At 63.5% G+C, this 26,041-nt stretch carries 25 protein-coding genes; 9 read left to right on the forward strand and 16 right to left on the reverse strand.

Features of this window, described 5'->3' with window-relative positions; translation table 11 throughout:
- Nucleotides 1-120 precede the first annotated feature (120 nt).
- Nucleotides 121-621, reverse strand: coding sequence for a fasciclin domain-containing protein (locus KJP28_RS07015; protein ID WP_218391860.1), 501 nt, complete (start codon nucleotides 619-621; stop codon nucleotides 121-123).
- Between the two features lie 117 nt (nucleotides 622-738).
- Complete coding sequence (locus KJP28_RS07020; RefSeq protein WP_218391861.1) at nucleotides 739-1,371, reverse strand: class I SAM-dependent methyltransferase; 633 nt, start codon at nucleotides 1,369-1,371, stop codon at nucleotides 739-741.
- 104 nt (nucleotides 1,372-1,475) lie between these two features.
- Here KJP28_RS07020 and KJP28_RS07025 point away from each other — a divergent pair, with 104 nt between their 5' ends.
- Nucleotides 1,476-1,898, forward strand: coding sequence for an RrF2 family transcriptional regulator (locus KJP28_RS07025; RefSeq protein WP_218391862.1), 423 nt, complete (start codon nucleotides 1,476-1,478; stop codon nucleotides 1,896-1,898).
- Here the strand turns inward: KJP28_RS07025 and KJP28_RS07030 are convergent.
- The 8 genes from KJP28_RS07030 to KJP28_RS07065 form a co-directional block, all read right to left on the reverse strand.
- On the reverse strand, nucleotides 1,895-2,782 hold the full coding sequence (locus tag KJP28_RS07030) for an alpha/beta hydrolase (protein ID WP_218391863.1): 888 nt from the start codon (nucleotides 2,780-2,782) through the stop codon (nucleotides 1,895-1,897). The genes KJP28_RS07025 and KJP28_RS07030 overlap by 4 nt on opposite strands.
- 27 nt (nucleotides 2,783-2,809) lie before the next feature.
- Nucleotides 2,810-3,025 carry a formate dehydrogenase subunit delta gene (locus tag KJP28_RS07035; RefSeq protein WP_218391864.1) on the reverse strand — a complete coding sequence of 72 codons (216 nt, stop codon included), beginning with the start codon at nucleotides 3,023-3,025 and terminating at the stop codon, nucleotides 2,810-2,812.
- Nucleotides 3,015-3,827 (reverse strand): formate dehydrogenase accessory sulfurtransferase FdhD, encoded by an 813-nt coding sequence (gene fdhD / locus KJP28_RS07040; protein ID WP_218391865.1) that lies wholly within the window; start codon nucleotides 3,825-3,827, stop codon nucleotides 3,015-3,017. The genes KJP28_RS07035 and fdhD overlap by 11 nt, the downstream gene beginning before the upstream one ends.
- The gene (gene fdhF, locus KJP28_RS07045) at nucleotides 3,824-6,751 is read right to left on the reverse strand and encodes a formate dehydrogenase subunit alpha (RefSeq protein WP_218391866.1); all 2,928 of its coding nucleotides are present in this window, start codon (nucleotides 6,749-6,751) and stop codon (nucleotides 3,824-3,826) included. The genes fdhD and fdhF overlap by 4 nt, the downstream gene beginning before the upstream one ends.
- Nucleotides 6,752-6,755: 4 nt before the next feature.
- Nucleotides 6,756-6,959 carry a DUF4287 domain-containing protein gene (locus KJP28_RS07050; protein ID WP_218391867.1) on the reverse strand — a complete coding sequence of 68 codons (204 nt, stop codon included), beginning with the start codon at nucleotides 6,957-6,959 and terminating at the stop codon, nucleotides 6,756-6,758.
- Nucleotides 6,956-8,455 (reverse strand): formate dehydrogenase beta subunit, encoded by a 1,500-nt coding sequence (locus KJP28_RS07055; RefSeq protein ID WP_218391868.1) that lies wholly within the window; start codon nucleotides 8,453-8,455, stop codon nucleotides 6,956-6,958. Before KJP28_RS07055 ends, KJP28_RS07050 begins: the two co-directional genes overlap by 4 nt.
- Nucleotides 8,452-8,931, reverse strand: coding sequence for a formate dehydrogenase subunit gamma (locus tag KJP28_RS07060; RefSeq protein ID WP_218391869.1), 480 nt, complete (start codon nucleotides 8,929-8,931; stop codon nucleotides 8,452-8,454). The genes KJP28_RS07055 and KJP28_RS07060 overlap by 4 nt, the downstream gene beginning before the upstream one ends.
- Before the next feature lie 85 nt (nucleotides 8,932-9,016).
- On the reverse strand, nucleotides 9,017-9,904 hold the full coding sequence (locus tag KJP28_RS07065) for a LysR family transcriptional regulator (protein WP_218391870.1): 888 nt from the start codon (nucleotides 9,902-9,904) through the stop codon (nucleotides 9,017-9,019).
- Between the two features lie 233 nt (nucleotides 9,905-10,137).
- Here KJP28_RS07065 and KJP28_RS07070 point away from each other — a divergent pair, with 233 nt between their 5' ends.
- A complete protein-coding gene (locus KJP28_RS07070; RefSeq protein ID WP_218391871.1) occupies nucleotides 10,138-11,190 on the forward strand; it encodes a Hint domain-containing protein in 1,053 nt (350 codons plus the stop codon).
- A 135-nt stretch (nucleotides 11,191-11,325) separates the two neighbouring features.
- On the opposite strand, the gene rsgA is transcribed toward KJP28_RS07070, so the two are convergent.
- Nucleotides 11,326-12,396 carry a ribosome small subunit-dependent GTPase A gene (gene rsgA, locus KJP28_RS07075; protein WP_218391872.1) on the reverse strand — a complete coding sequence of 357 codons (1,071 nt, stop codon included), beginning with the start codon at nucleotides 12,394-12,396 and terminating at the stop codon, nucleotides 11,326-11,328.
- A gap of 476 nt (nucleotides 12,397-12,872) precedes the next feature.
- Here rsgA and rpsD point away from each other — a divergent pair, with 476 nt between their 5' ends.
- Nucleotides 12,873-13,493: a 30S ribosomal protein S4 gene (gene rpsD / locus KJP28_RS07080; protein ID WP_218391873.1), complete on the forward strand. Its 621-nt coding sequence runs from the start codon at nucleotides 12,873-12,875 to the stop codon at nucleotides 13,491-13,493.
- A gap of 63 nt (nucleotides 13,494-13,556) precedes the next feature.
- Here the strand turns inward: rpsD and KJP28_RS07085 are convergent, their stop codons facing one another.
- Nucleotides 13,557-13,943 (reverse strand): RidA family protein, encoded by a 387-nt coding sequence (locus KJP28_RS07085; RefSeq protein WP_255552266.1) that lies wholly within the window; start codon nucleotides 13,941-13,943, stop codon nucleotides 13,557-13,559.
- Between the two features lie 188 nt (nucleotides 13,944-14,131).
- Here KJP28_RS07085 and KJP28_RS07090 point away from each other — a divergent pair, with 188 nt between their 5' ends.
- Nucleotides 14,132-14,563: a PACE efflux transporter gene (locus tag KJP28_RS07090; RefSeq protein WP_218391874.1), complete on the forward strand. Its 432-nt coding sequence runs from the start codon at nucleotides 14,132-14,134 to the stop codon at nucleotides 14,561-14,563.
- Between the two features lie 80 nt (nucleotides 14,564-14,643).
- Nucleotides 14,644-16,065: a homospermidine synthase gene (locus KJP28_RS07095; RefSeq protein ID WP_218391875.1), complete on the forward strand. Its 1,422-nt coding sequence runs from the start codon at nucleotides 14,644-14,646 to the stop codon at nucleotides 16,063-16,065.
- A 12-nt stretch (nucleotides 16,066-16,077) separates the two neighbouring features.
- On the opposite strand, the gene betA is transcribed toward KJP28_RS07095, so the two are convergent.
- From betA to betI, 4 genes are read right to left on the reverse strand one after another with little or no spacing between them, the layout of a single operon-like run.
- Nucleotides 16,078-17,736 (reverse strand): choline dehydrogenase, encoded by a 1,659-nt coding sequence (betA, locus tag KJP28_RS07100; protein ID WP_218391876.1) that lies wholly within the window; start codon nucleotides 17,734-17,736, stop codon nucleotides 16,078-16,080.
- Complete coding sequence (gene betB / locus KJP28_RS07105; RefSeq protein ID WP_218391877.1) at nucleotides 17,736-19,196, reverse strand: betaine-aldehyde dehydrogenase; 1,461 nt, start codon at nucleotides 19,194-19,196, stop codon at nucleotides 17,736-17,738. The genes betA and betB overlap by 1 nt, the downstream gene beginning before the upstream one ends.
- Nucleotides 19,197-19,219: 23 nt before the next feature.
- Nucleotides 19,220-20,734, reverse strand: a complete 1,515-nt coding sequence (betC, locus tag KJP28_RS07110) for a choline-sulfatase (RefSeq protein WP_218391878.1) — start codon at nucleotides 20,732-20,734, stop codon at nucleotides 19,220-19,222.
- On the reverse strand, nucleotides 20,731-21,318 hold the full coding sequence (betI, locus tag KJP28_RS07115; RefSeq protein ID WP_218391879.1) for a choline-binding transcriptional repressor BetI: 588 nt from the start codon (nucleotides 21,316-21,318) through the stop codon (nucleotides 20,731-20,733). The genes betC and betI overlap by 4 nt, the downstream gene beginning before the upstream one ends.
- 96 nt (nucleotides 21,319-21,414) lie before the next feature.
- On the opposite strand from betI, the gene KJP28_RS07120 reads away from it, so the two are divergent.
- From KJP28_RS07120 to KJP28_RS07135, 4 genes are all read left to right on the forward strand, one after another.
- Nucleotides 21,415-22,974, forward strand: coding sequence for an ABC transporter substrate-binding protein (locus KJP28_RS07120; RefSeq protein WP_218391880.1), 1,560 nt, complete (start codon nucleotides 21,415-21,417; stop codon nucleotides 22,972-22,974).
- A 162-nt stretch (nucleotides 22,975-23,136) separates the two neighbouring features.
- Nucleotides 23,137-24,237 carry a histidinol-phosphate transaminase gene (gene hisC, locus KJP28_RS07125; protein WP_218391881.1) on the forward strand — a complete coding sequence of 367 codons (1,101 nt, stop codon included), beginning with the start codon at nucleotides 23,137-23,139 and terminating at the stop codon, nucleotides 24,235-24,237.
- Complete coding sequence (locus tag KJP28_RS07130; RefSeq protein WP_418887921.1) at nucleotides 24,224-25,153, forward strand: prephenate/arogenate dehydrogenase family protein; 930 nt, start codon at nucleotides 24,224-24,226, stop codon at nucleotides 25,151-25,153. Before hisC ends, KJP28_RS07130 begins: the two co-directional genes overlap by 14 nt.
- Entirely contained in the window at nucleotides 25,150-26,037 is an 888-nt protein-coding gene (locus KJP28_RS07135) for an extensin-like domain-containing protein (RefSeq protein WP_218391882.1), read from the forward strand. The genes KJP28_RS07130 and KJP28_RS07135 overlap by 4 nt, the downstream gene beginning before the upstream one ends.
- The last annotated feature ends 4 nt before the right edge of the window (nucleotides 26,038-26,041 follow it).

Raw genomic sequence — 26,041 nt, forward strand, 5'->3', positions numbered from 1 at the left:
CCGGGCGCCGGGGTGGGTATTCCCCGGCAGGGACAGTCATGGGACACCAGCACTACGCACGACGGGGGGCGATGGTTCCGTGCGGCGCGAAAAAAAGTGGTGCCCGGGGACCGCCGGAGGTCAGCAGGACGCGCCTTCTCCCGGCATGATCACAGCGTCGATGACGTGGATCACACCATTGTCGGCCTCGATGTCAGGCGTCACGACATTGGCCATGCCACCTGCGCCGTCTTCGAGCATCACGCCGCTTTCGGACTTGGTCACGCAAACCTGAAGTTCGGCCGCCGTATCCGCGCCCATCGTGCCCATTTCGATCGCGCTGGACGGCACTTCGCCCGGCACGACGTGGTAGAGCAGGATTTGCGTGAGCTGATCCTTATTTTCCTCCATCAGGAGGCTTTCGACGGTGCCTTCCGGCAGAGCTTCGAACGCTGCGTTGGTCGGGGCGAAGACAGTGAACGGACCTTCGCTGCCCAGCGTCTCGACGAGGCCCGCGGCATCGGCCGCCGCGACGAGCGTCGAGAAGTCATCGTTGCCTGCGGCGATCTCGGCGATCGTTTCCGCCGAAGCGGTCGAAGCGGCGAGGGTCGCGGCAAGTGCGGTTGCGGTGAAAAATTTCATGGAAACCTCCATTGTTGTCTGTTCCGTTATGACCGGACTTACGGAGCGTCATGCGGGACTGGATGAGGTCGATCACCGTTCTGTGTTTACGAATTAGCTTTCCGTGATCGGGCGCTGTCAGAGCCGTTCGAGAATGACGTGGCTGTCTTCGATCTCGGCGATCTGGCTGTCTGGTCCGGTCACGGTCCGGGTGTTCACGCCGACGAAGACCTCACGCCATTTGCCACCACCGCGCGTTGCCGCGTTCCGGTCGTCCTTGGCACTGGGAAACACCGGGGCGTCGTGGCCGTCCGGCATTGTGCGCCAGGGCGGGGCCGTCTTGTGGGCCGCGATGATGAGCATCCCGCCGGGTGCGGTCGCCTGTCCGGCAAGATCCAGCACACGGTCCCGGTCGAAGTCCTGTTTGCTGTGGAAGAACAATGCTGTCACCAGATCGTAGCGACCGATAGGGAACGTGTCAGGCAGGGTGTGCCGCTCAAACCTGACCGCCCCGGAAAGCGCCAGATCCTCAGCGCGTCGGGCCGCGATGTCGAGCGCCGTCTGGCTGATGTCGACGCCTGTGACCTGCCAGCCCCGGGACGCGAGCCACAATGCGTCGTCGCCACGCGCAGACCCGATGTCGAGGGCAAGCCCCGGTGTGCGCCCTGCCGCGTGGCGTTCGAGCACGGACGAGGGCTTGCCGTTGGTCGGCTCACTCATTTCGGCATAGCGGTTTTCCCAGAAGGCACGGTGGTCTGTTTTGTCGGTCATATCGCTCCCCCATATCATGAAACATCTAATGTAGCGTGATTGTCCGGGAAGGCAAGGTCATGTTACCCCTTTTGTTGCATAAGTTGTCCCGTTAGGATGTCATCATGAGAACCGACAACCGCCTGTCCCGCGTCCTGCACGCGCTGCTGCATCTCGACGGGATGGACCGACCGGCGACGTCGGACGAGATGGGCCATATGCTCAACACGAACCCTGCCGTGGTGCGCCGGATCATGGGTGGTTTGCGGGACGCAGGATTCGTGACGTCGGTCAAAGGCCATGGGGGCGGATGGACCCTGACGCGGTCCCTGTCCGAAATCACGCTCCTGCAAGTCTATGACGCCCTGGGCGAGCCAACGCTTTTCGCGCTGGGGCCATCCGAAGATGCGCCAAGTTGTTTGTTGGAACGCGCGGCCAATGAGGCCCTGGGCGACGCGCTCCAGACCGCGCAAACGCTCTTTCGCGAGGAGTTGTCCGGCGTGACGGTCGCAGACCTCGCCACGACTGCAAACGCACAACGCGCCTAGACCGTCGTGAGAGCGCGGCGCAGCGCGTCGATCATCCGGCGCATGTAATCCTGCGAAACCGAGCTGTCCGGCTCCATCGCGGCGAACCCGTGATAAGCGCCGGGGACTACGGCCTCCTCGACCGGCACGTCAGCGGTGCGAAGCGTTTCTGCATAGGCGCGACATTCGTCGTGAAACAGGTCTGCCGTGCCGACACCGATAAACGTGGCGGGAAGACCGGATGCGTCATCGAGCCGCGCGGGCGAGGCGGTGGCTGGGATGGTGTCGAGATCCGCGAGGTAACCGTCCCAGGCATGGGCATTCATCCTGGGCGACCAGACACGGAGCAGATCCGGGTCGAGGTCATCCCGTCGCCGCGTCGCCTCGTCCAGCATGGGTTCATGCAGGCATTGGAACGCAATGTCCGGGCCGCCCCGGTCGCGCGCCCGGATCGCAAGCGCTGCCGCGAGATGGCCGCCGCCGCTGTCACCGCCGATGGCGATGCGGGTCGGGTCGATCTCGGGCTGCTCGGCGAGCCAGTCGAGCGCGGCCGCCACATCGTCCAGCGCAGCCGGATACGGGTCTTTGGGCGCGAACCGGTATTCGGGGCTGGCGACGAAGAAATCCAGCTCGTCCACGATCCGCTTGCAGGTGGCGATTTCGGAAGCCGGGTTGCCGAAGACGAGACCGCCGCCGTGAATCCATAATACCGCCGGGCGGGGGCCGTGTGCACGGGCAGGAAAGACCCAGATGCGTTGCCCTGTCGCGCCGCGCTCGATCCGGCGACCTTGGCGTTGGGCGAACCCGATCACCCGCATGAGTGCGCGCATGAACGGCAATCGCGCCGGCGTCACCAGCGATTTGGGCAGTTTATGCGCTTTTGGTAGGTCCGGGTTGAACGTCATGGGCGCAGGATGCGCCGTCGGGCTGGGTCAGTCGACGGGTTCGTTAATCTGATCCATCGCCTCGATCACCAGCGGCCGCAGCCCGTCACCGCCCGCGGAGACGTGATCGAACAATTGGCGACGCATCCGGGGCTCCCAGAAGTCGTTGATGTGAGCGGCGACAAGCGCGGCGCGGTCCCCCGGCTGGCTTTCGAAGAAAAGGGCGATCTGGTTGGCCATGGTGACCATTTTCTCAGGCGACATCGGAAGCTCCCGTGGTGACGCGATGGGGATGGGAATAGAGGTCGAAACTTTCCCCTCGCGCGAAGGCGGCGAGGGTGATGTTGGCGCCCTCGGCCAGCGACAGCGCCGTGGCGGTCGGGGCAGAGGCCGCGATGATGACAGACGATCCGGCGCGGGCGGTCTTCTGCACCATCTCGACCGAAATGCGGCTGGTCAGGACTATTGCCCCGCCCGCAGGGTCGATCCCGGCGCGGTGGAGCGCGCCGATCAGCTTGTCGAGCGCGTTGTGCCGCCCCACGTCCTCGCGCGCCATGATGAGGCCTTCGCCGGGAACGAAGAAGCCCGCCGCGTGAACCGCGCGGGTGCGGTCGTGAAGCGGCTGGTGCGCACGAAGCGCGTCGGTGGCGCGCGCTACCTCTTCGCGGCTGATACGCAATTCGGCGGTCACGGCGGGCAACGCGGGCAGCGCGCCCTCGAGCGAGTCGATACCGCAAAGCCCGCAGCCGACAGGCCCCATGAGCGCGCGTTGGCGTGCTTTCAGGACCTCGGCCTTGTCTGATTTCAACCAGAACCGCGCTTCGATACCCGTCTCGTGGGTGACGACTTCGAAATCTTCGACATCGTCAGGCTCTGTCACCACACCTTCGGTGAGCGCCAAGCCCCATGCGAAATCCTCGATATCGTTCGGGGTCGCCATCATGACAGCGAGCGTGGTTCCGTCAAAGCTGACGGCGACAGGCACCTCGTCGGGCAGGGTGCGCGTGACGTTGCGCACCCCATCCGCCCCGACTGAGAGCCCGGGTTTGGAGACCGCTCCGCTCATTCCGCCGCGGGCAGGATTCGGCGCGATTGCGCAGCCTGTTCGGCATATTCTTCCTGCCAGTCCGTCGGCCCGTTGGAGGGCGAGACCTGCACCGCCGTCACCTTGTATTCCGGGCAGTTCGTGGCCCAGTCCGAGAAATCGGTGGTGATGACATTGGCCTGCGTGTCCGGGTGGTGGAAGGTCGTGTAGACCACGCCGGGGCTGACCCGATCGGTGAGCGTCGCGCGCAGGGCGGTTTCACCCGACCGCGAGGCCAGCTTGACGAAATCGCCTTCCTTCACGCCGCGCACTTCGGCGTCATGCGGGTGAATCTCAAGCCGGTCCTCGCCGTGCCAGGTCGAGTTCTCCGTGCGCCGCGTCTGTGCGCCCACGTTATACTGCGACAGGATGCGGCCCGTGGTGAGGAGCAGCGGGAAACGCGGGCCGGTCTTCTCGTCGGTCGCCACGTATTCGGTGATCATGAGACGCCCCTTGCCGCGCACGAAGCCGTCGATGTGCATCATCGGCGTGCCTTCGGGGGCCGCGTCGTTGCAGGGCCACTGGACCGATCCAAGCTCGTTGATCTTCTCATAGGTCACGCCCGCGAAGCTGGGCGTGGTCGCCGCGATCTCGGCCATGATTTCGCGCGGGTGGGTGTAGTTCCAATCCGCGCCCATGGCCTGGGCGAGAAGCTGGGTGACTTCCCAGTCGGCATAGCCGGCCTTCGGTGCCATCACCTTGCGCACCATGTTGATGCGGCGTTCGGCGTTGGTGAAGGTGCCGTCTTTCTCGAGGAAAGAAGAGCCGGGCAGGAAGACGTGGGCGTAGTTCGCGGTCTCGTTCAGGAAAAGGTCGTGAACGACCACGCATTCCATCGCGGCGAGGCCGGCGGCCACGTGTTTCGTGTCTGGATCCGATTGCAGGATGTCCTCGCCCTGACAGTAGAGACCCTTGAAGGTGCCTTCGACGGCGGCATCGAGCATGTTCGGGATGCGCAGGCCGGGTTCCGGGTCGATGGTGACGCCCCAGGCCTTCTCGAAGATCTCGCGCACGTCTGCGTTCTTCACGTGGCGGTAGCCTGGAAGCTCGTGCGGGAAGGACCCCATGTCGCAGGAGCCCTGCACGTTGTTCTGACCACGGAGCGGGTTCACGCCCACCCCTTCGCGGCCCACGTTGCCGGTGAGCATGGCGAGGTTCGCGATGCCCATGACGGTGGTGGAGCCTTGGCTGTGTTCGGTGACGCCCAGGCCGTAGTAGATCGCGCCGTTTTTCTCGCCCGCGAAGGTGCGGGCGGCGCGGCGGAGTTCTTCGGCGGGAACGCCGGTGAGCTCTTCGACCGCTTCCGGCGAATGGCGTTCGTCGCTCACGAAGTCGGAATAGGCGAGGTATTCGTCCCAGTCGCAGCGTTCGCGGATATACGCCTCGTCCGCCAGTCCCTCGGTCACGATGACATGGGCCAGCGCGGTGACAACGGCCACGTTTGTGCCGGGGCGCAGGGGCAGGTGATGGGCCGCCTTGATATGGGGCGACTTCACGAGGTCGATGCGGCGCGGGTCGATGACGATCAGTTTCGCGCCTTGCCGCAGCCGTTTTTTGAGCCGCGAGGCGAAGACCGGGTGGCCATCGGTCGGGTTCGCACCAATGACGATGACAACGTCGGTGTGTTCGACCGAGTCGAAGTCCTGCGTGCCGGCCGAGGTGCCGAAGGTCTGGCCAAGGCCATAGCCGGTGGGCGAATGGCAGACGCGGGCGCAGGTGTCGGTGTTGTTGTTCATGAACACACCGCGCGCAAGCTTCTGCACGAGGTAGGTTTCCTCGTTCGTGCAGCGGCTCGACGTGATGACGCCGAGCGAGCGGCGGCCATATTTTTCCTGGATCCCGCGCATCCGCTTTGCGGTGAAACCGAGCGCCTCGTCCCAGGACACTTCGCGCCATGGGTCGTTGATGTCTTCCCGGATCATCGGGTTCAGGATGCGGTCCGGGTGCTCCATGTAACCGTAAGCAAAGCGGCCCTTGACGCAGCTATGCCCCCGGTTCGCCTTGCCGTTCTTGTAAGGCGTCATGCGCACCAACTGGTCGCCGTTCAGTTCGGCCTTGAAGGAACAGCCCACGCCGCAATAGGCGCAGGTGGTCACGACCGAGCGGGTCGGCGTGCCGAGTTCGGCGACGGATTTTTCCTGAAGCGTCGCGGTCGGGCAGGCCTGCACGCAGGCCCCGCAGGACACGCAGTCGGACGTCAGGAAGTCGTCTTGTGGCGTTCCCGCGGACACGCGGCTTTCGAAGCCCCGGCCTTCGATGGTGAGCGCGAAGGTGCCCTGCACCTCTTCACAGGCGCGCACGCAGCGCGAGCAGACGATACATTTGGACGGGTCATAGGTGAAATAGGGGTTCGACTCGTCTTTCTCCATGTAGCGGAAGTTGCCCGGCAGGTCGGTGTCGTCCGCGCGGCGTTTCGCGTCTGCCAGCGACAGCGCGCCGTCTCCGGTCGGGTCGAAGTGGTTGACGCCGTATTCGTAGCGCACGTCGCGCAGGCCCACGGCCCCTGCCATGTCCTGCAATTCGCAGTCGCCATTGGCCGAGCAGGTCAGGCAATCGAGCGGGTGGTCGGAGATGTAAAGCTCCATCACGCCTTTGCGGATTTTCTGCACCTTGGAAGATTGGGTGTGGACCACCATGCCCTCGGTCACGGGCGTGGTGCAGGAGGCGGGCGTGCCACGACGCCCTTCGATTTCCACGACGCAAAGGCGGCAGGAGCCAAAAGCCTCGACGCTGTCGGTGGCACAGAGCTTGGGAACCGTGATACCGGCCTCGTAGGCCGCGCGCATGACCGAGGTGCCTTCGGGTACGGTCACGTCCGCGCCGTCGATGGTGAGCGTTACGGCCGCGCCGGTTCTGGCGGGCGTGCCCATGTCGGCGTCGTTCCAGGGGATGATGAAATCTTTCATGGTCTCATCCTTTCTTCAGCGCATAAGCGACGATGGCGTTGGCGTGGCCATGTCCGAGACCGTGGTCGGCTTTGAGCCAGTTCACGATCTCCATGTGTTTCATGTCGGGCTTTCCCGCGACGAGGCCGAGCCAATGGTCGATGGGTTGGCCGTATTTCTTTTCGATCGACGGGAAGTATGAGGTGGGACCCTTTACCTTGTCGGTCATTCCGCTGCCTCCTTGGTGGTTGCGAAGTCGTCCGGGAACAGGGTGAGCGCGGACATGACGGGGTAGGGGGTGAAGCCCCCGAGCGCACAGAGCGAGCCGTCGGTCATGGTTTCGCACAGATCGGTCAGAAGCTCTTTCGCAGCTTCGTCCCCGGCGGCGATCCGGTCGATGGTTTCGACCCCGCGCACCGCGCCGATCCGGCAGGGCGTGCATTTGCCGCAGCTTTCCACGGCGCAGAATTCCATCGCGAAACGGGCCATCTGAAGCATGTCGGCCTGATCGTCGAACACGGTCAGACCGGCGTGGCCGATGAGGCCGCCAGCCCCGTCGAATTCTTCATAGCCGAACGGCGTGTCGAATTGATCTGGCGAGAAATATGCACCCAGAGGTCCGCCGACCTGAACCGCTTTCACGGGGCGGCCCGAGCGGGTGCCGCCACCTATGGTGTTTACAATCTCACCGAGCGGCAGGCCGAAAGCGACTTCGTAGAGCCCGCCATGCTTCACGTTTCCGGCGATCTGGAGCGGGATCGTGCCGCGCGAACGACCGAGCCCGAAATCCGCGTAATGCTGCGCGCCCTTCTCGAAGATCACCGGGATGGTGGCCAGTGAGATGACGTTGTTCACGACCGTAGGCTTGCCGAGGAAGCCCTCGAGCGCGGGGAGCGGAGGCTTCGCCCGGACGACGCCGCGCTTGCCTTCGAGCGAATTGAGGAGCGAGGTTTCCTCGCCGCAGACGTAAGCGCCCGCGCCGACCCGGATTTCCATGTCGAAGGCGGGGCCTTTGCCCAGAACGGATGCGCCCAGCACGCCATTCGCGCGGGCGATTTTCACGGCCTCGTTCATGATGCGGATCGCGTCGGGGTATTCCGAGCGAAGGTAGACATACCCCTTGGTCGCGCCGACACCGACACCGGCGATGGCCATGCCTTCGATGAGCGAGAAGGGATCGCCTTCCATGATCATGCGGTCCGCGAAGGTGCCGCTGTCGCCCTCATCGGCATTGCAGACGATGTATTTCTGGTCGGCTTCGGCCTTGGCAACGGTTTCCCACTTGATGCCGGTCGGGAAGCCCGCGCCGCCGCGTCCGCGCAGGCCGGAGGCTTTGGCCTCTTCGACCACGCCGAGGCCGTCCATACCGATTGCGCGTTCGAGTCCTTTAAGACCGCCGTGCGCACGATAGGCGTCCAGATCGAGCGGGTCGATCACGCCGCAACGCTGGAAGGTGAGGCGGGTCTGGTTCGCGAAGAACGGGATGTCTTCGGTGGGGCCGTGGCCTTGAAGCGTGCCGTCAAGCAGCGCCGGGACATCGGCGAGCGTGAGCGGTCCATAGGCGTGGCGCACGCCGTCGACGTCGACCTCTGCGAGCGGTTCCAGCCATGTCATGCCGCGCGATCCAACGCGGATCAGATCGTGCCCGGCATCGGTGATCGCCTTGGCGATATCATCGGCGCCAAGGGCGCGGGCGACGGCGTCCTGGGAGAGGTAGATCTTCATGCGCCTGCCTCCTTGAACACGGCGTCGAGCTTGGCTTCGTCCAGCCCCGCGACGATCCGATCGTCGACCATCGCGGCCGGGCCGTTGGCGCAAAGGCCGAGGCAATAGACCGGTTCGATGGTGACGGCACCGTTCGGCGTGGTGCCGTGCCAGACGGTGCCGAGTTTCGCCAACGCGTTTTCGGCCAGCGCGTCGGCGCCAACGGATTTGCAGGCTTCGGCGCGGCAGATTTTGACCACGTGGCGACCCGCCGGGATGGTGCGGAAATCGTGGTAAAAGCTCATGACACCATGCACTTCGGCGCGGCTGATATTCAGCGCATCCGCAATATCGAGAAGCGCTTCGTCCGGCACGTAGCCATAGGCCTCCATCATGGCATGCAGGATGGGAAGGAGCGGGCCTTCGAGATGCAGGTGTGACTCGATCAGGTCACGAATATCGCCGCGGTCGGGCGTGGCTGGCTGTTGGGCTGGCATGGATCCTCCGAAGTTCCCGCGCGGTATCGCGCGAGTCACCCGGTGAATCAATATCGCTGTCCCGTGGGTCGATAGAAAATATCTATCAATTCTGCTGTGCAACCTCGGTGGCCATGTCGATGAGCGTTTGCAAGACCGGGGTTTGCGGCTCCTGATACGGCGCGACCAGCCCAACGGCGGGGCCAGGGGTGCCGGGTGCGATGGCGACGAGCGCGACGTTCCGGCCTGTGGCGAGGCTCTGGGCCATGTCGACCGGCAGGACCGTGGACCAGCCGCCCTGCTCAACGTGATGCACCAGAACCACGGTCGAATTCGACTCCATCCCGGCCTCGGGCGACAGCCCCGCTTCCATGAAGGCACGGTTTATTATGCGCCGGTTCTGCATGTCCGGGGTCAAGAGGCACAGGCGATGATCGACGAGGTCGGCCCAGTCCACCGCCGACCGGCCCGCGAGGGGGTCGTCCGGGGCCGTCACCAGCGTGTAGGTCTCGCGGTAGAGTTGCCTTGTGGTGACGCGGCCCAGGGGTTCGTTGTCGAGATAGGAGAGGCCGACATCCGTCTCGAAGTTCTCAAGCATTTCAAGGATTTCCGCCGATGTTCGGCTGAGGATCGTGAAGCGGACGCGGGGATGGGCGGCTGAGAAGCGTGCGGCGAGGCGCGACGCCCATGTCAGTGCCGTCGGGATCACGGCAAGGCGCAGGTGGCCCGACAGGCCCTCGCGCGAAAACCGCATCTCTTCACGCAGGCGCTTTGCGTCACCCACGATCTGACGCGCCCAGTCGAGCGTGCGTGCGCCTTCGGGCGTGAGCCCCCCGAACCGCGAACCGCGTTGCACGAGTTTCACACCGAGTTCCGCCTCGAGCTGCTTGATCCCGGCCGAAAGGGTGGGCTGGGTCACGCCCATGGCTTCGGCCGCGCGCCCGAAGTGGCGTTCGTTCGCAAGGGCGATGAACATTTCAAGTTTGTTGAGCATATCGGAAAATATCGTCAATTCTGGCAATTTCCATAGATAATCCCGATCAAAAGCGCGCCGCTGCCCGTTCAAAACTTCGTCGGCGCGGCCTTTTCGCCGCACCTGCGCCCGTTCGCCGACAATTTTCTTAACACCGCGAATCACCCGTGCTAGGGTGACGGCACAATGAACAAACCGGTCCAAAGAGGCCGGAAAAGAACAAAGACAACAAGAGCATAGGCAGGCATACAGGCATGATGACGGGCATTCTCGGCTCGTTTGTCATCTCTTGGTCCCAAACGGAAATTGACGGACTCGCGGACGCACCGCGCGGGTCCCTGGGCGTTGGGGCGAGCTGGCGGTGGCGTGGTCAGGCGATGCGGGTAGACGGCCCGCAGGACGTGATCCGCCTCGATCTGGCTCATGGAGAGGCAGACATACGCAAACGCGCCGCGCGCAAGGTGGGCCGGATCACCGGCGTCCCCAGCGCCGTTTCAGAACCGCGCGAAGAAGCGGACCACCTGTTCGGCCTCGGCTTCACGGTCACGGACGGGTATCGCAGCTACGACGTTTCGCTGGTTGATACCCCGACGGCGCGTGGTGCGCTCCTGATGTTCCGGGACGGACTTCCGCCGTCGGACCTTGATCTCTGGGTCGTCGAAGCGCGCATGGAAGCGGCGGAAGTGAACCGGCAAGTCGACCAGCCGACCAGCGTCATCTGCTTCACACCAGGAACGCGCATCCGCACCGAGACTGGCGATGTCGCTGTCGAGGACATTCGTGAAGGCGACCGGGTCCAGACGAAGGACAACGGGCTTCAGGACGTGCGCTGGATCGGGCAGAAACGCGTGACAGGAGCGCGGCTCTTCGCGATGCCGGAGCTTCGTCCGATCCGCCTGATGGCACATGCACTGGGCGAGGGTCGCCCGGATGGTTCGCTCCTCGTGTCGCCCGCTCACCGGATGCTGGTGAAAGGAGAGAGGGCGCTGGCGTTGTTCGGAGAAACCGAGGTTCTCGTCGCAGCACGAGACCTTGTGGATGACCGTCATGTGACCCGGGACCGGAGCGTGTGCGAGGTGACGTATATTCACCTGCTTCTGGATCACCACGAGGTGGTATTTGCCAACGGGCTGGAGACCGAAAGTTTTCTGCCCGAAGACGAGGCAATCGCCGCGATCGAACACTCGCAGCGCGAAAGGCTGCTCATGGAAGTGCCGGGACTAGCGGCGGGGCAGGACGTGTATGGTGCCCCCGCGCGCCGTATCCTTACAAAGGCGGAAGCGGCGATCCTGGGCGCGGGCCACTGAGAGGCCGTTAACGGTTTTCGGATTCCGGGATTCTAGAATTCTAGAATCCCGGAATTTTTTCGGCGAGCGATTTCAGCGGTTTATGAAGACAGCCCTGCGACCTTTAACATTCCGTTCACACTTGGGCTGAAAAGGTTAACGCCGGTTCGGCTTGTCTTTCGTGATGCGTTTGACGTGTTTCGCAAAACCTTTCTCGCGCGCGCGTTTCTCGGCGATGGTTTCGCGGTTGTGCGTCTCTTCGGCGGCCAGTTTGCGGAACCGTTCGAGCCGGGCCGGGTCGAGTGCGCCCTCCGCAATGGCCGCCTGAACCGCGCAGCCCGGTTCGGTTTCATGCGCACAGTCGCGGAATTTGCAGCGTGTTGCGAGGTCCTCGATGTCTTCGAACAGCTCCGACAGGCCCGCCGCGACATCCGTCAACTGCAACTCACGCATCCCGGGCGTGTCGAGCACGGCGGGACCGTTCGCGGTGAGATACAATTGCCGGTGCCGCGTGGTGTGCCGACCTTTCGCGTCGTCTTCGCGAATGCCCCGTGTTTCGAGTTCGGTGCCCGCGAGCGCGTTGGTCAGCGTGGATTTTCCGACGCCGGACGAGCCCAGGAACGCGACCGTTCGCCCGGGCTTGGCCCAATCCGCGAGCTTGTTGCGGACGTCCTCGGCGGTTGCGTTCAATGCCAGAACGGGGACGCGTGCGGAAATCTCGGAGGCGCGCTCGACGAATGTGTCCGGGTCTTCCGCGAGATCCGGTTTTGTGATGAGGATCACCGGTTCGACCTCGGCATTCAGACAAAGTGCGACGTAGCGCTCGAGCCGGGCGATGTTGAAATCGGCATTGGCGGAGGTCGTGATGAACACGGTATCCACGTTGGCCGCGATCAGCTGTTCGTATTTCAAACGTCCCGCCGCGACCCTTTGGATGAGCGACTTGCGGTCCAGCCGCACGCTGTCTTTCGGGCTGTCGGCATCGTATAGGAGCCAATCGCCAACGGTCAGGTCGTCGCGCGGCGGTATCTCGACTTCGATATCTTCGCCAAGCGCGACCAGTCCGGAGCGGTGGACTTCGGTGACGCGGACGGGCGGCGTCCGGGCAAGCGCGTCGGCCTCGACCTGGGTTGCGAAAAACCCTTGCCAGCCCAATTGCGTGAGCCGCGAAGCGGGCGTGGGGGACGGCGTGGTGCCGGGGAAAAGCTGGGAATAGTCCCGTGTCATGGATCGTGTCTTTCTGGAAAGGTCTCTGTCGCTCGTCATGGTTCACCTGCCCGCTTGCGGGACTTATGGTTCGGTCCATGTGAGGGGAGGCCAGTCTGCCTCCCGGCCTTAACAGGTCATAAACGCTCCATCGTCGATGCGTCCGATGATAGGCGCGAACGTCGGGAAGGCAAGAAAGAAAGGGCAAAAAGCCGCCACCAAAGCGTTGACTTGCCCGCGCGGGGCTGTATAAGCCCGCCATCTGGCCCCCGCGTGGGGCCGGTTTTCATTGGTGTTGGTGGCCCTCGCAAGAGGCAGCCTGTCAACTTGGGTAGCCGCGACCTGCGGTCCGAGGAGAGGACAACGCCCTTTACACACGGCCCCATAGCGGGTCCGGCAAACACAGGCCCACGGTCAAGCGACGTCCGCGTCCGCGACCCAAAAAGTGGGAACCGGTTTTCGGATCAGTTGCGGAGCCACAATAAAGGAGATCAGCCGTGACCAAACGCACGTCTGCCAAGTACAAGATCGACCGCCGGATGGGCGAAAACATCTGGGGTCGTCCGAAATCCCCGGTCAACCGCCGCGAATACGGCCCCGGCCAGCACGGCCAGCGCCGCAAGGGCAAGATGTCCGACTTCGGCCTCCAGCTTCGCGCCAAGCAGAAGCTCAAGGGCTACTACGGCGACCTGACCGAAAAGCAGTTCCGCCGCATCTTTGCCGAAGCCGAGCGTCTGCGCGGCGACACCGGTGAACAGCTCATCGGCCTGCTCGAGCGCCGTCTCGACGCCGTGGTCTACCGCGCGAAATTCGTGCCGACCATCTTCGCCGCCCGCCAGTTCGTGAACCACGCCCATGTCACGGTGAACGGCAAGCGCGTCAACATCCCGTCCTACCGTGTGAAGGAAGGCGACGTGATCGAGGTTCGCGAGAAGTCCAAGCAGATGGCGATGGTTCTCGAAGCTTCGCAACTGCCCGAGCGTGACGTTCCGGATTACCTGGAAGTCGATCATTCCAAGATGAAGGCGACCTTCGTGCGCACCCCGGGTCTCTCGGACGTGCCGTATCCGGTTCACATGGAGCCGAACCTCGTCATCGAATTCTACGCTCAGAACTAAGCCTCACTTAGCTCTGAAAAAGATCGGGCCGCGCCTTCGGGTGCGGCCCTTTTCGTTCTGGCATCAGTCGGGGACGATTGCATCCACTTCGATCTCGACCAGCCATTCCGGGTTCACGAAACGCGTGACGGCCATGATCGTATCGACCGGACGCGCATCGACGCAGTAGGCTTTGCGGGCTTCGATCGCCTGTTTCCATTGATCAATGTCAGTCAGGATCACACGGGTGCGGACGATGTCCTCTATGCCGGACCCGGCCGCTTCCAATGCGGCTTTGATGATCTCGAAACATTGCGTGGTCTGCGCGAATACATCGCCAATGCCCACAGTTTTTCCATCGGCATCGACAGGGGCGGTGCCACCGACCGCAATAAAAGACCCGACGCGGACGGCGCGGCTGAAGCCGACAACCTCCTCCATCGGGTTGCCGTTCGAGATATTCTGACGCATGGCGGGCCCTCCTCAATCGAAATCGTAAGACAAGGGCGGTGAATTTGCTATCTCGCCGTAACAGACCCATAGCTAGTCCGAACGCCCTTTGCTTTTCCGGCCCTGGGTGACTACATATCGCCTTGCGAGGACGACCTCCCCATTATGGAAGATTGCCGGGACGACCCGGCGACATGCCGGAGGCTCATATGCGCAATCTTTCCGACCGCATTCGTCACGCACTTAGTTTTGAAATCATCGGACTTCTCATCATCGTCCCGTTGGGCGCGCTGATCTTTGACAAGCCAATGGCCGACATCGGCGTGGTCGGCGTAGTGTCCGCCACGCTCGCGACGCTTTGGAACGTGGTCTACAACTTCGTTTTCGATCTCGTAATGGAACGCAGGACGGGGACGACGCAGAAAGGTTACGGCCTGCGCATCATTCATGCGGTCCTGTTCGAGACCGGACTCCTGATCGTGCTCTTGCCGTTCATCGCGTGGTATCTGGGCGTCACCCTTTGGACCGCCCTTGTAATGGATCTGTCCTTCGCGGCGTTCTATCTGGTCTATGCCTACCTTTTCAATCTGACCTACGATCGCTTGTTTCCGCTGCCGGAATGGGCCTCGCAAACACCGTAAAGACCGTCCAAATTCGCTGACTTCGAGCCTTGGCGCATCCGTCCAAGTTTGCGATAGGGGGGCGAGCAAAAGGAGGCCGCATGACCTATCCCAACTATGGCCGCATCGACGGCGCGATCGTGATGATCGGATTCGGCTCGATCGGGCAGGGCACGTTGCCGCTGATCGAGCGGCACTTCGACTTCGACGCGGACAAAGCCGTCATCATCGAGCCGAACGATGCAAATGCCGAACGCATCGCGGCAAAAGGTTATGCGCGGGAGACCGAGGCGCTTACGCCCGAGAATTACCAAACGGTTCTCGGCCGCCACCTGACACCCGGCTCCGGCTTCGTCGTGAACCTGTCGGTCGATACCTCGTCGCTCGACCTGATGAGGTTCTGCCGTGCGCAGGGGGTGCCATACATCGACACGGTGGTCGAGCCTTGGGCTGGCTTCTACTTCGACACCGACGAGAACGCCGCGCGCACCAACTACGCTCTGCGTCAGGCCGTGCGCGATGAAAAAGCGGCCAATCCCGGCGGGACGACCGCCGTGTCGTGCTGCGGGGCCAATCCGGGGATGGTGAGTTGGTTCGTCAAGGCCGCGCTTCTGAAACTCGCGGACGACGTCGGGACCGAAGCCGATCCGCAAGACCGGGACGAATGGGCCGCACTGATGCAGTCGCTCGGCGTCAAAGGTGTGCATATCGCCGAACGCGATACGCAAGTCCGACATGAGCCGCGCCAACCCGGCCATTTCGTCAACACATGGTCGGTCGAGGGGTTCATCGCCGAAGGCTTCCAGCCTGCGGAGCTTGGTTGGGGCAGTTGGGAGCCGTGGTTCCCGCCCAATGCCCACCGGCAGGAAACAGGGTGCAAAGCGGCGATCTGGCTGGAGCAGCCCGGCGCGAACACGCGGGTGCGCACATGGTGCCCGACGCCGGGGCCGCAATTCGGCTTTCTCGTTACCCACAACGAAGCCGTGTCGATTGCCGATTACTACACTGTGGGCGAGGGCGATCACCCGGACTTCCGGCCCACGGTTCATTATGCCTATCACCCCTGTGACGATGCGGTGCTTTCGCTGCATGAAATGTTCGGATCAAATCAGGTTCAGGACGTGCATCACATCCTCGACGTGAACGAGATCGTGGACGGGATCGACGAATTGGGCGTGCTGCTGTTCGGCCATGCAAAGAACGCGCTTTGGTATGGCTCGCGCCTTTCGAACGAAGAGACGAAGGATCTGGCCCCCGATCAGAATGCGACCGGGTTGCAGGTCACGTCGGCCGTGCTGGCAGGCATGGTATGGGCGCTAGAGAACCCCGAGGCGGGAATCGTGGAGACGGACGAGATGGACCACGCGCGTTGCCTTCAAGTGCAGACGCCCTACCTTGGCCCGGTCGAGGGGCATTACACGGATTGGACCCCACTGACGGATCGCCAATCGCTTTTCCCCGAAGAACTGGTCGAGGACGAACCATGGGCCTTCGCCAACGTGCTGGAGCGTCTGGGGGCCTGACCCCGCTCACGCCTAGCGCTGCGCGGTCTCCCATTCCGGATGCATCCACGGCTTGACGTTTTCTGGCAGGAGTGGCGTGCGTCCAAGGATATGGTCGGACACCTTCTCGCCCACCATCAGTGACGGCGCGTTCAGATTGCCGTTGGTGATGCGCGGGAAGATCGAGCTGTCGGCGACGCGCAAGGCGTCCACGCCGATCACGCGCCCCTCCGGGTCCACCACGGCGCGCGGATCGTTGGCGCGCCCCATCCGGCAGGTGCCGCAGGGGTGGTAGGCGCTTTCGGCGTGCTCGCGGATGAAATCGTCCAATTCGGCGTCGCTTCGGACATCCGCGCCCGGCTGTATCTCGTGCGACAGGTAAGGCGCGAAGGCGTCCTGGCCCATGATCTCGCGCGTCAGGCGGATGGCAGTGCGAAACTCGTGCCAGTCGCGTTCTTCGCTCATGTAGTTGAACCGGATCACCGGATCGTCCGCCGGGTCTGCGCTGCGCAAGGTGATGTTGCCCCGCGAGGTGGAGCGCATCGGGCCGACGTGGGCCTGAAACCCGTGCCCCTCGGCGGCGGCTTTTCCGTCATATCGCACGGCGATGGGGAGGAAATGGAACTGGATATCGGGGTAATCGACGCCCGCCTCGGACCGCACGAAACCGCAGCTTTCGAACTGGTTTGACGCGCCGGGGCCGGTCTTGCCCAGAAGCCAGCGCAGCCCGACATAGCCTTTGCCGATCAGGTTCCAGTAGCGATAGAGGCTCACCGGTTGGCTTGCGGCCATCTGCACGTAGGTTTCGAGATGATCCTGAAGGTTCGCACCCACGCCCTGACGGTCTGCGACCACGTCGATCCCGTGTTCGGTGAGGTGCTGTGCAGGGCCGATGCCGGACAGCATCAGAAGCTTGGGCGAATTGATCGACGAGGCTGCGAGGATCACCTCGGCGCGGGCGCGGATCGTTTCGGTGCGCCCGCCGATCACCGTTTCGACCCCGACCGCGCGGCCCGCGTCGATCACCACGCGCTGCACCAGCCCGCGCACGAGATCGCAGTTCGGGCGCGCCAGCGCCGGGCGCAGGTAGGCATTGGCGGCGGACCAGCGGCGGCCTTGCCAGACCGTCATGTCGAAGGGGCCGAACCCTTCTTGCTGTTCGCCGTTGTAGTCGACGGTCAGCGGATAGCCCGCTTGCCTCCCGGCCTCTATGAACGCGCGGGTGAGTGGGTTTTCCATCGTGCCCCGGCTGACATGAAGCGGCCCGTCATGGCCGCGCCAGTCAGGATCGCCGCCGTGCCCGCCGTCGTGCCAGTTCTCCATGCGTTTGAAGTAGGGCAGCACGTCCGCGTAGCCCCAGCCGTCGGCCCCCTCGTCGCGCCAATGGTCGTAGTCGCGGGCGTGACCGCGCACATAGACCATGCCGTTGATCGAAGACGAGCCGCCGATGACCTTGCCGCGCGGACAGGCGAGCCGCCGGCCACCAAGATGTGGCTCGGGCTCGCTCATGTAGCCCCAGTCGTAGCGCCGCATGTTCATCGGGTAGGAGAGCGCGCCCGGCATCTGGATGAAAGGTCCGGCGTCAGTACCGCCGTGTTCCACGACCAGCACCGAATGCCCGGCATTGGCGAGCCGGTAGGCCATGACGCAGCCTGCGCTGCCTGCGCCCACGATGACGTAGTCGGCCTCCATCAGAACGGCGCCTCCACCGCGCCCATGCGCACGTAGACGGATTTGAGCTGGCTGTAATGCTCGATCGCGGCCTTGGAATTCTCGCGCCCGACGCCCGAGGCCTTGACCCCGCCGAAGGGCATTTCGACCGGTGCGTCGTTATAGGAGTTGATGAAACAGGTCCCTGCTTCGAGCTTCCCGATCACCCGGTGCGCCCGGGCGAAATCCTTTGTGAAAACGCCCGCCGAAAGCCCGTATTCGGTGTCGTTGGCGCGGGCGATCACCTCGTCCTCGCTTTCGAAATCGAGCACCGACAGGACCGGGCCGAAAATTTCCTCGCGCGCGATCGTCATGTCGTCGGTCACATCCGCGAAGATGGCCGGTTCGATCCAGAAGCCGGGCTTGTCGATCCGTTTACCGCCCGAGACCAGCCGCGCGCCTTCCTCGACGCCCTTGGCGACGTAATTGAGCGTGATCTGAAGCTGCCCTTCGCTCACCATCGGGCCGAAATTCGTGGCCTCATCCAGGGGATCGCCGATCACCGCTGTCGCCAGCCGTTCCGAAAGGCGCGCGAGGAACGCCTCCTTGATGCCCTTCTGCACGAAGACGCGGGTGCCATTGGAGCAGATCTGCCCGGAGGAATAGAAATTCCCGAGGATCGCGCCGCCCACGGCGTCTTCGAGATCGGCATCGTCGAAGATGACCAAGGGCGACTTGCCGCCCAGTTCCATCGTCACATGCTTCATCCCCTCGGCCGCGGCGGCATAGACCTTGCGCCCGGTCGGGACCGAGCCGGTCAGCGACACCTTGTTCACGCGCGGATCGGTGGAGAGCGGCCCGCCGACGGCGCCCGCGCCCTGCACGACGTTGAAAAGGCCGGCGGGCAGGCCTGCCTCGATCAGGATTTCCGCGAGCTTGAGCGCCGAGAGCGGTGTCGTCTCGGAAGGTTTGAACACCATGGCGTTGCCGCAGGCGAGGGCGGGCGCGGCTTTCCAACACGCGATTTGGGTCGGGTAGTTCCAGGCGCCGAGACCCACGCACAGGCCAAGCGGCTCACGGATCGTGTAGGCCCAGTCGCCGCCCGGAAGCGGGATATGCTCGCCCGTGAGCGACCCGGCCAGCCCGCCGAAGTATTCGAGCGCGTCCGCCCCGCTGGTCGCGTCGGCGACCGAGGTTTCCTGATAGGGCTTGCCGGTGTCCATTGTCTCCAACACCGACAGGTCGTGGTTGCGGTGGCGCAGGATGTCGGCGGCGCGCCGCAGCACGCGGCCCCGCTCCGTGCCCGACAGCGCCGCCCAGGCGCCTTGTGCCGCGCGCGCCGAGGTGATGGCCTCTTCGATCACCGCGGGGGTGGCTTCGTAGAGCGTCGCGATCACCTCGCCGGTCGCGGGGTAGATCACAGGCATTTCGGTGCCTGCCGTGTCCTCGACATAACGGCCATTGATGAAGTGGCTCGCCTCGGGCTGGGTCGGATAGGTCATGTCCGTCTCCGGTTCTGCGCGCGTCATTCGCCGCGCGGGTAGCGTTGGTTTTCCTCGACGACGTTCAGGTCCATGTGGTTGCGCATGTAGCGTTCCGAGGCCTTTTGCAGGGGTTGGTAATCCCATGGGTAATAGCCGCCTTCGCGCAGCGCCTCGTAGACGACCCAGCGCCGGGCCTGGCTTTCACGGACCTGCGCGTCGAACAGGTCTAGGTCCCAACGGGCATCTGCCATATCGCTGAAATACTTGAGCGTTTCCGCGTGGGCCGGATCGCCGGCGAGATTGGTCAATTCGTGAGGATCGGCTGCGAGGTCGAAGAGCTGGTCGGGGTCCAGCGCACAGCGTGTGAATTTCCACTGCCCTTCGCGCAGCGCGACCATCGGCGCATAGGAGGCTTCGGCGGCATATTCCATCGCCACCGGCGCAGTGCGTGCTTCGCCCTTGCCGAGCGGCACGATGGTCTGGCCCTCGGTCCAGGGCGCGATTTCGGCGATACTGACACCCGCCAGATCGCAGAGCGTCGGGCACACGTCGACGTTCGACACCGGGGTCTCGACCAGACCCGGCGCCATCCCCGGCGCCGAGATCATCATCGGCACCCGGGCAGAGCCTTCGAAGAAGCTCATCTTGAACCACAACCCGCGTTCTCCGAGCATATCGCCATGGTCCGACACGAACAGGATCACCGTGTCTTCGACCTGCCGCGTGCCTTCGAGCGCTTCCATGATCTCGCCGATCTTGTCGTCGAGATACGAGATGTTGGCGAAATAGGCGCGGCGGGATCGGCGGATGTCCTCATCCGAGATGTCGAAAGAGCGCCAGTCGTTGGCGTCGAAGATGCGTTTGGAATGGGGGTCGTGGTCCTCGTAATCCATCGCGGGCACGGTTGGTAGCAGGTGTTCGCAATCCTCATAGAGGTCCCAGTATTTCTTACGGGCGACGTAGGGATCGTGCGGGTGCGTGAAGCTGACCGTGAGCAGCCAGGGCCGCGCATCGTGCCCGCGCCCGAGGTCGTAGACCTTGCGCGTGGCGTGATAGGCGACTTCGTCGTCGTATTCCATCTGGTTCGAGATCTCGGCCACGCCCGCACCGGTCACGGAGCCAAGGTTGTGATACCACCAATCGATCCGCTCGCCCGGTTTGCGGTAATCCGGCGTCCAGCCGAAATCGGCCGGGTAGATGTCGGTGGTCAGGCGTTCTTCGAAGCCGTGTAGTTGATCGGGTCCGACGAAGTGCATCTTGCCGGACAGGCAAGTCTGATACCCGGCCCGCCGCAGATGGTGGGCGAAGGTCGGAATGTCGGCGGCGAACTCGGCGGCGTTGTCGTAGACACGCGACCGAAAGGGCAGGAGACCGGACATGAAACTCGCCCGCCCTGGCGCGCACAGCGGCGAAGCGGTGTAGCAGTTCTTGAACCGGGTCGAGCGGGCCGCCAGTTTCTTCAGGTTCGGGGCATGGAGCCAGTCGGCCGGCCCGTCGGGAAACAGGGTGCCGTTCAGTTGGTCCACCATGATGATCAGGATGTTGGGTTGCGTCATGTCTTGCCTCCCTCGGCCAGAGCCGTGTCGATATAATTCAGAAGAATCCCGAGCGCGTGGTCGCCGTCGAGCGGGTCGTCGCGCAGGGCTTGCCTGATATACATCCCGTCGATCATGGCGGCGAGACCATGTGTCAGCGTTTCCGGGTCACGTGCCCCGACCAGTCTCAGCCCGTGCAGGAGGTTCGCACGCAGCCTGCGTTGATAAATCGTCAGGAGCCGCCGTGCCTCCGGCGATTTCTGTGCCTGCACGTAGAAGTTCATCCAGGCGGACACCATGTCGGGGCGGAACTGCGTGGCGGTGAAGCTCGCCCGCACGATTGCCTCGATTCGGGCGCGGGGCGTGGTGGCCATCGCGAGCGCGCCGCGCACCTCGGCCCCGTAGAGCGACAGGATATGGCGCATCGACGCCGCGAAGAGGTGATCCTTTGACCCGAAATAATGGTGCGCGAGCGCGCTGGAAATCCCCGCGCGCTTGGCGATCTGGCTCACGGTCACGTCCAGTGTTCCCCGCTCGCCAATCTCGTGTATGGTCGCTTCGACGAGTTCGAGGCGGCGTTTGGGTTCCATCCCGATCTTTGGCATAGTGTCACCGTCTCGAGGCGTTGCAGGAAGCCTCGGAATATGCTTGATTGACTCATCAGTCAATAAAAACCGAGAACCATGAACAGGGAGAGGACCATGTCCATCATCAAAGGCGGGATGCTCGATCGCCGCGGATTTCTGAAGACCACGGCGGCCGGTGCTGTCGCCGCAACGCTGCCGCTTAACATGGCGCTGGCACAGCCGAAAAAGGGCGGCACGATGCGGTTCGGCATCGCGCATGGGTCGTCCACGGACACGCTCGATCCGGCGACCTATGAAAACAGCTTCACCACCTCGCTGTCGCATGGTCTGCACACCCGCCTGACCGAAGTCGCCGCCGATGGCACCATCGTGCCGGAACTGGCCGAAAGCTGGGAAGCCTCGGACGACGCGACCGAATGGCGTTTCAAGGTGCGCAAGGGAGTGCAATTCCACTCGGGCAAGGACGTCACGCTCGATGACGTCGTGGCGTCGGTGAACTACCACCGGGGCGAAGCATCGACCTCTGCCGCCAAGCCGATCGTGGAGCCGATCTCGGACATCACGACCGAAGGCGACGATACGGTCATTTTCACCCTGCAGGGTCCGAACGCCGACTTCCCCTTCGTCCTGTCCGATTATCACATCGTCATTTTGCCTTCCTCGGACGGCACGGTGGACTGGCGCTCGGGCGATGGGGCAGGGTCCTACAAACTCGTCGAGTTCAATGCTGGCGTTTCAGCGATCTTCGAGCGGAACGAGAACTACTTTCAGGACGACCGGGGCTTTTTCGACCGGATCGAGATGCTGTCGCTGGTCGACCAGAACGCGCGCACGACGGCGCTCGTGTCCGGCGACGTTGACGCCATCGACCGGCTCGATCTCAAGACCGTCGGTCTTCTGGGTCGCTCGAACCCGGAGATCCTCGTCCAGTCCGTGCCGGGCAACCTGCACTACACCTTCGCGATGGACACGCGGGCCGATCCGTTCTCGGACAACAATGTTCGCCTTGCGCTGAAATACGCGATCAACCGCGAGGAACTGGTCGAGAAAATCCTGTTCGGCTACGGCACCGTGGGCAACGACCACCCGATCGGTCGCGGTCAGCGCTTCTTCAATGACGAGCTGGAGCAGACGTCTTACGACCCGGACAAGGCCAAGTTCCACCTCAAGGAAGCCGGTCTCGACAACCTGAGCGTCAAGCTTTCGGCCGCAGATGCCGCCTTCTCGGGCGCTGTGGATGCCGCCGTTCTGTACCAGAACGCCGCCGCCGCAGCCGGGATCGACATCGAAGTTGTGCGCGAACCGAACGATGGTTACTGGTCCGACGTATGGATGAAAAAGCCGTTCTCGGCGGTCTATTGGTCCGGTCGCGTGGTCGAGGATCAGGCCTTCACCACTGTTTATCAGACCGGCGCGTCATGGAACGACACCTTCTGGTCCAATGCCCGCTTCGACGAATTGCTCATCAAGGCGCGGGGGGAACTGGACGAGGCCAAGCGCCGCGAGATGTATTACGAGATGCAGGCGATCCTGAACCAGGAAGGCGGCCCGGTGATCCCGATGTTCGCCAACTGGGTTTTCGCCCATAGCGACAAGGTGGCCCACCCCGAAGTCATGGGGTCCAACTGGGACGTCGACGGTATGCGCTGGATGGAGCGCTGGTGGTTCGCCTGATCCACGACTGAGACCTGCACCCGAGCGCTGGACGTGCGCTCGGGTGTTTGCCGGCCCTCGCTCTCCCCGGCGCAGGCACATGGCGCAAAGGCACTGGCCCTGACGGTCCATGACCGTTAGAAGTCGGGCAGCACGTGCATTTTTTCGTGTCCGGGGATAACTATGACCAAACATACAAGTCCGAAGCCGCAACCCGGCATTCTGGACATCAGATTATACGAAAGCGGCGCCGCGAAGGTCGATGGCGTCGACAACGTCGTCAAGCTCAGCTCCAATGAAAACCCGCTCGGCCCCTCCGAAGCGGCCTTGAAAGCCTACAAGCGCGCCGGGCATGAGCTGCATCGCTACCCGAACACCGATCATAGGTCCCTTCGCAACGCCATCGGCGAGGTTCACGGTCTCGACCCCGACCGGATCATCTGCGGCGTCGGCTCGGACGAGATCATCACCTTCCTGTGTCAGGCCTATGCGGGGCCGGGGGATGAAGTGATCTACACCGAGCATGGGTTTTCCATGTACAAGATCTCCGCGCTCGCCGCGGGGGCGACCCCGGTCAAGGTGGCCGAACGCGACCGTACGGTCGACGTGGACGAAATCCTTGCGGGCGTGACGAAAAAAACCCGGCTCATCTTTATCGCGAACCCGGCGAACCCGACGTCCACGATGGTCGGAAAGAAGGAATTGTCGCGGCTTGCACGGGAGCTTCCGTCCGAGGTCGTGCTGGTGCTCGATGGTGCTTACGCGGAATACGTGGACGGTTTCGATGGTGGCGCATCCATCGTGGACGCCTTCACCAACGTGGTGATGACCCGCACGTTCTCGAAAATCTACGGGCTTGGCGGACTTCGGATCGGCTGGGGCTATGCTCCGAAAGACATCATCGACGTGCTGAACCGCGTGCGCGGGCCGTTCAACCTCTCGACCACGCAGCTCGACGTGGCCGAGGCCGCGGTGCGCGATCAGGATCACGTCGAGAAATGCCGCACCGAAAACGCGCGCCTCCGCGCCTGGCTCGCCGAGGCGCTGGCGGAACATGGCGTGCCTTCGGATACCTCTTGCGCGAATTTCGTGCTGGCCCGGTTCCATGACGAGGCCGAGGCTGGCGTCGTCGATGAGCATCTGAAATCCAACGGTATCATCGTGCGTCGGGTCGGGGGTTACGGGCTTCCGCATTGTCTCAGGATCACGGTGGGGGATGAGCCGTCCTGCCGCCGGGTCGCGCACCTGATCGGTGAGATCAAAGGGGTCCATGTCGATGCCTGATGCGCCGCTTTACGAGCGCGTCGCGTTCATCGGTCTGGGCCTGATCGCGGGGTCCATGGCCCACGCGATGCGGCGTGGCGGGCTTGTGGGCGAGACGGTCGGAACCGCTCGGTCCGCCGACACGCGCGACGTTGCGCGCGAGATCGGCCTCGTGGACCGTGTCGTCGACAGTGCCGCCGAGGCGGTCGAGGGCGCGGACCTTGTCGTGCTGGCCGTGCCCGTTGGTGCGATGGGCGGCGTGGCGGAAGAGATCGGCCCCAAACTCGCGCCCGGGGCGACCGTCACCGACGTCGGCTCGGTCAAGCGCGCCGTGATCGAGGCGGTTGGGCCGCATATCCCGGAGGGCGTCCATTTCATCCCCGCGCACCCTCTTGCAGGGACCGAGCATTCCGGGCCACGCTCGGGCTTTGCCACCCTGTTCGACAACCGCTTCACGCTCATCGTCCCGTCCGAAGGCTCGGACCGAGATGCGGTGGGTCGGCTGGAGACGCTTTGGCAGGGAATGGGCGCACATACGGAAGAGATGGATGCGGATCACCACGACCTCGTGCTCGCCGTGACCAGCCATACGCCGCACCTGATCGCCTATACGATGGTCGGCGTCGCCGACGATCTGCGCCGCGTGACCGACAGCGAAGTCATCAAGTATTCCGCTGCTGGCTTTCGGGATTTCACCCGTATCGCGGCTTCGGACCCGACCATGTGGCGCGACGTTTTCCTGCACAACAAGGACGCAACTCTGGAGATCCTTGGCCGGTTCACGGAAGAACTTTTCGCACTTCAAAGGGCCATCCGGACCGGTGATGGTGACCAGTTGTTTGACTATTTCACACATACCCGGGAAATCCGGCGCGGCATCATCGAGGCTGGTCAGGACACCGACGCGCCGGATTTCGGACGGGCGAAAACGAAATGATGCGCGGGGCGATCATCGTCCTGCTCCTTGCGGGCCAGGCGGCGCTCGCCGAAGCGCCGGAACGCTCGCCGTTTCCGCCCGAACGCCCGGGCACAGGACCGGCGGCGACGCAAACGCCCATCGAGACGCCCGAGGCGGGCGACCCGGTCGAGGCCTTCCTCGACGACATTTTCCGCCCCCGCAAACGCCCGACCGAAACGCAGGTGGTGCAACGGACCGCAGCGGCGACCAGCGCCACACGCAGTGCGGTCGCACGTTCGGCGGCACCGCCCGAACGCCCCGAGAACCTGCAACGGCGCAACACGGTTCAGCGCACCGGGCTCGCCGCGATCTTTCAGAACACGCAGCGTGAGACTACCGCGAAAGGGTCTGTTTGCGGGGTAAACACGATCAAGGGCGTAAAGCTTCAATCGATTCCGGGCCGGATCAAGGGCTGCGGCGTGGCCGAGCCGGTCAAGGTAGTGTCGGTCGCCGGCATTTCGCTCAGCACACCGATCACCACGGAATGCTCAACCGCGGTCGCGCTCGATACCTGGGTGCGCTACGCGGTGATCCCGACCGTGGGGAAACTCGGTGGAGGTGTCTCCGGTCTGTACATCATGGCAAGTTACGCCTGCCGCACCCGCAACAACCAACGCGGCGCGAAAGTCTCGGAACATGGCAAGGGCCGCGCGGTGGATGTCGGCGGGATCATCCTCAAGAACGGCGAACGGTTATCAGTGTTGGACGATTGGAGTTCGCAGCACGGACAGATCATGAAGAGCCTGCACAAACAGGCGTGCGGGAACTTCGGCACCGTCCTTGGCCCGAATTCCGACCGTTTCCACCGCAATCATTTCCACTTCGACACCGCGAGCTACCGCTCAGGTGCATACTGCAGATAAGAGG

The sequence above is a fragment of the Maritimibacter dapengensis genome (genome assembly GCF_019218265.1).
In the GTDB taxonomy this organism is placed as follows: domain Bacteria; phylum Pseudomonadota; class Alphaproteobacteria; order Rhodobacterales; family Rhodobacteraceae; genus Maritimibacter; species Maritimibacter dapengensis.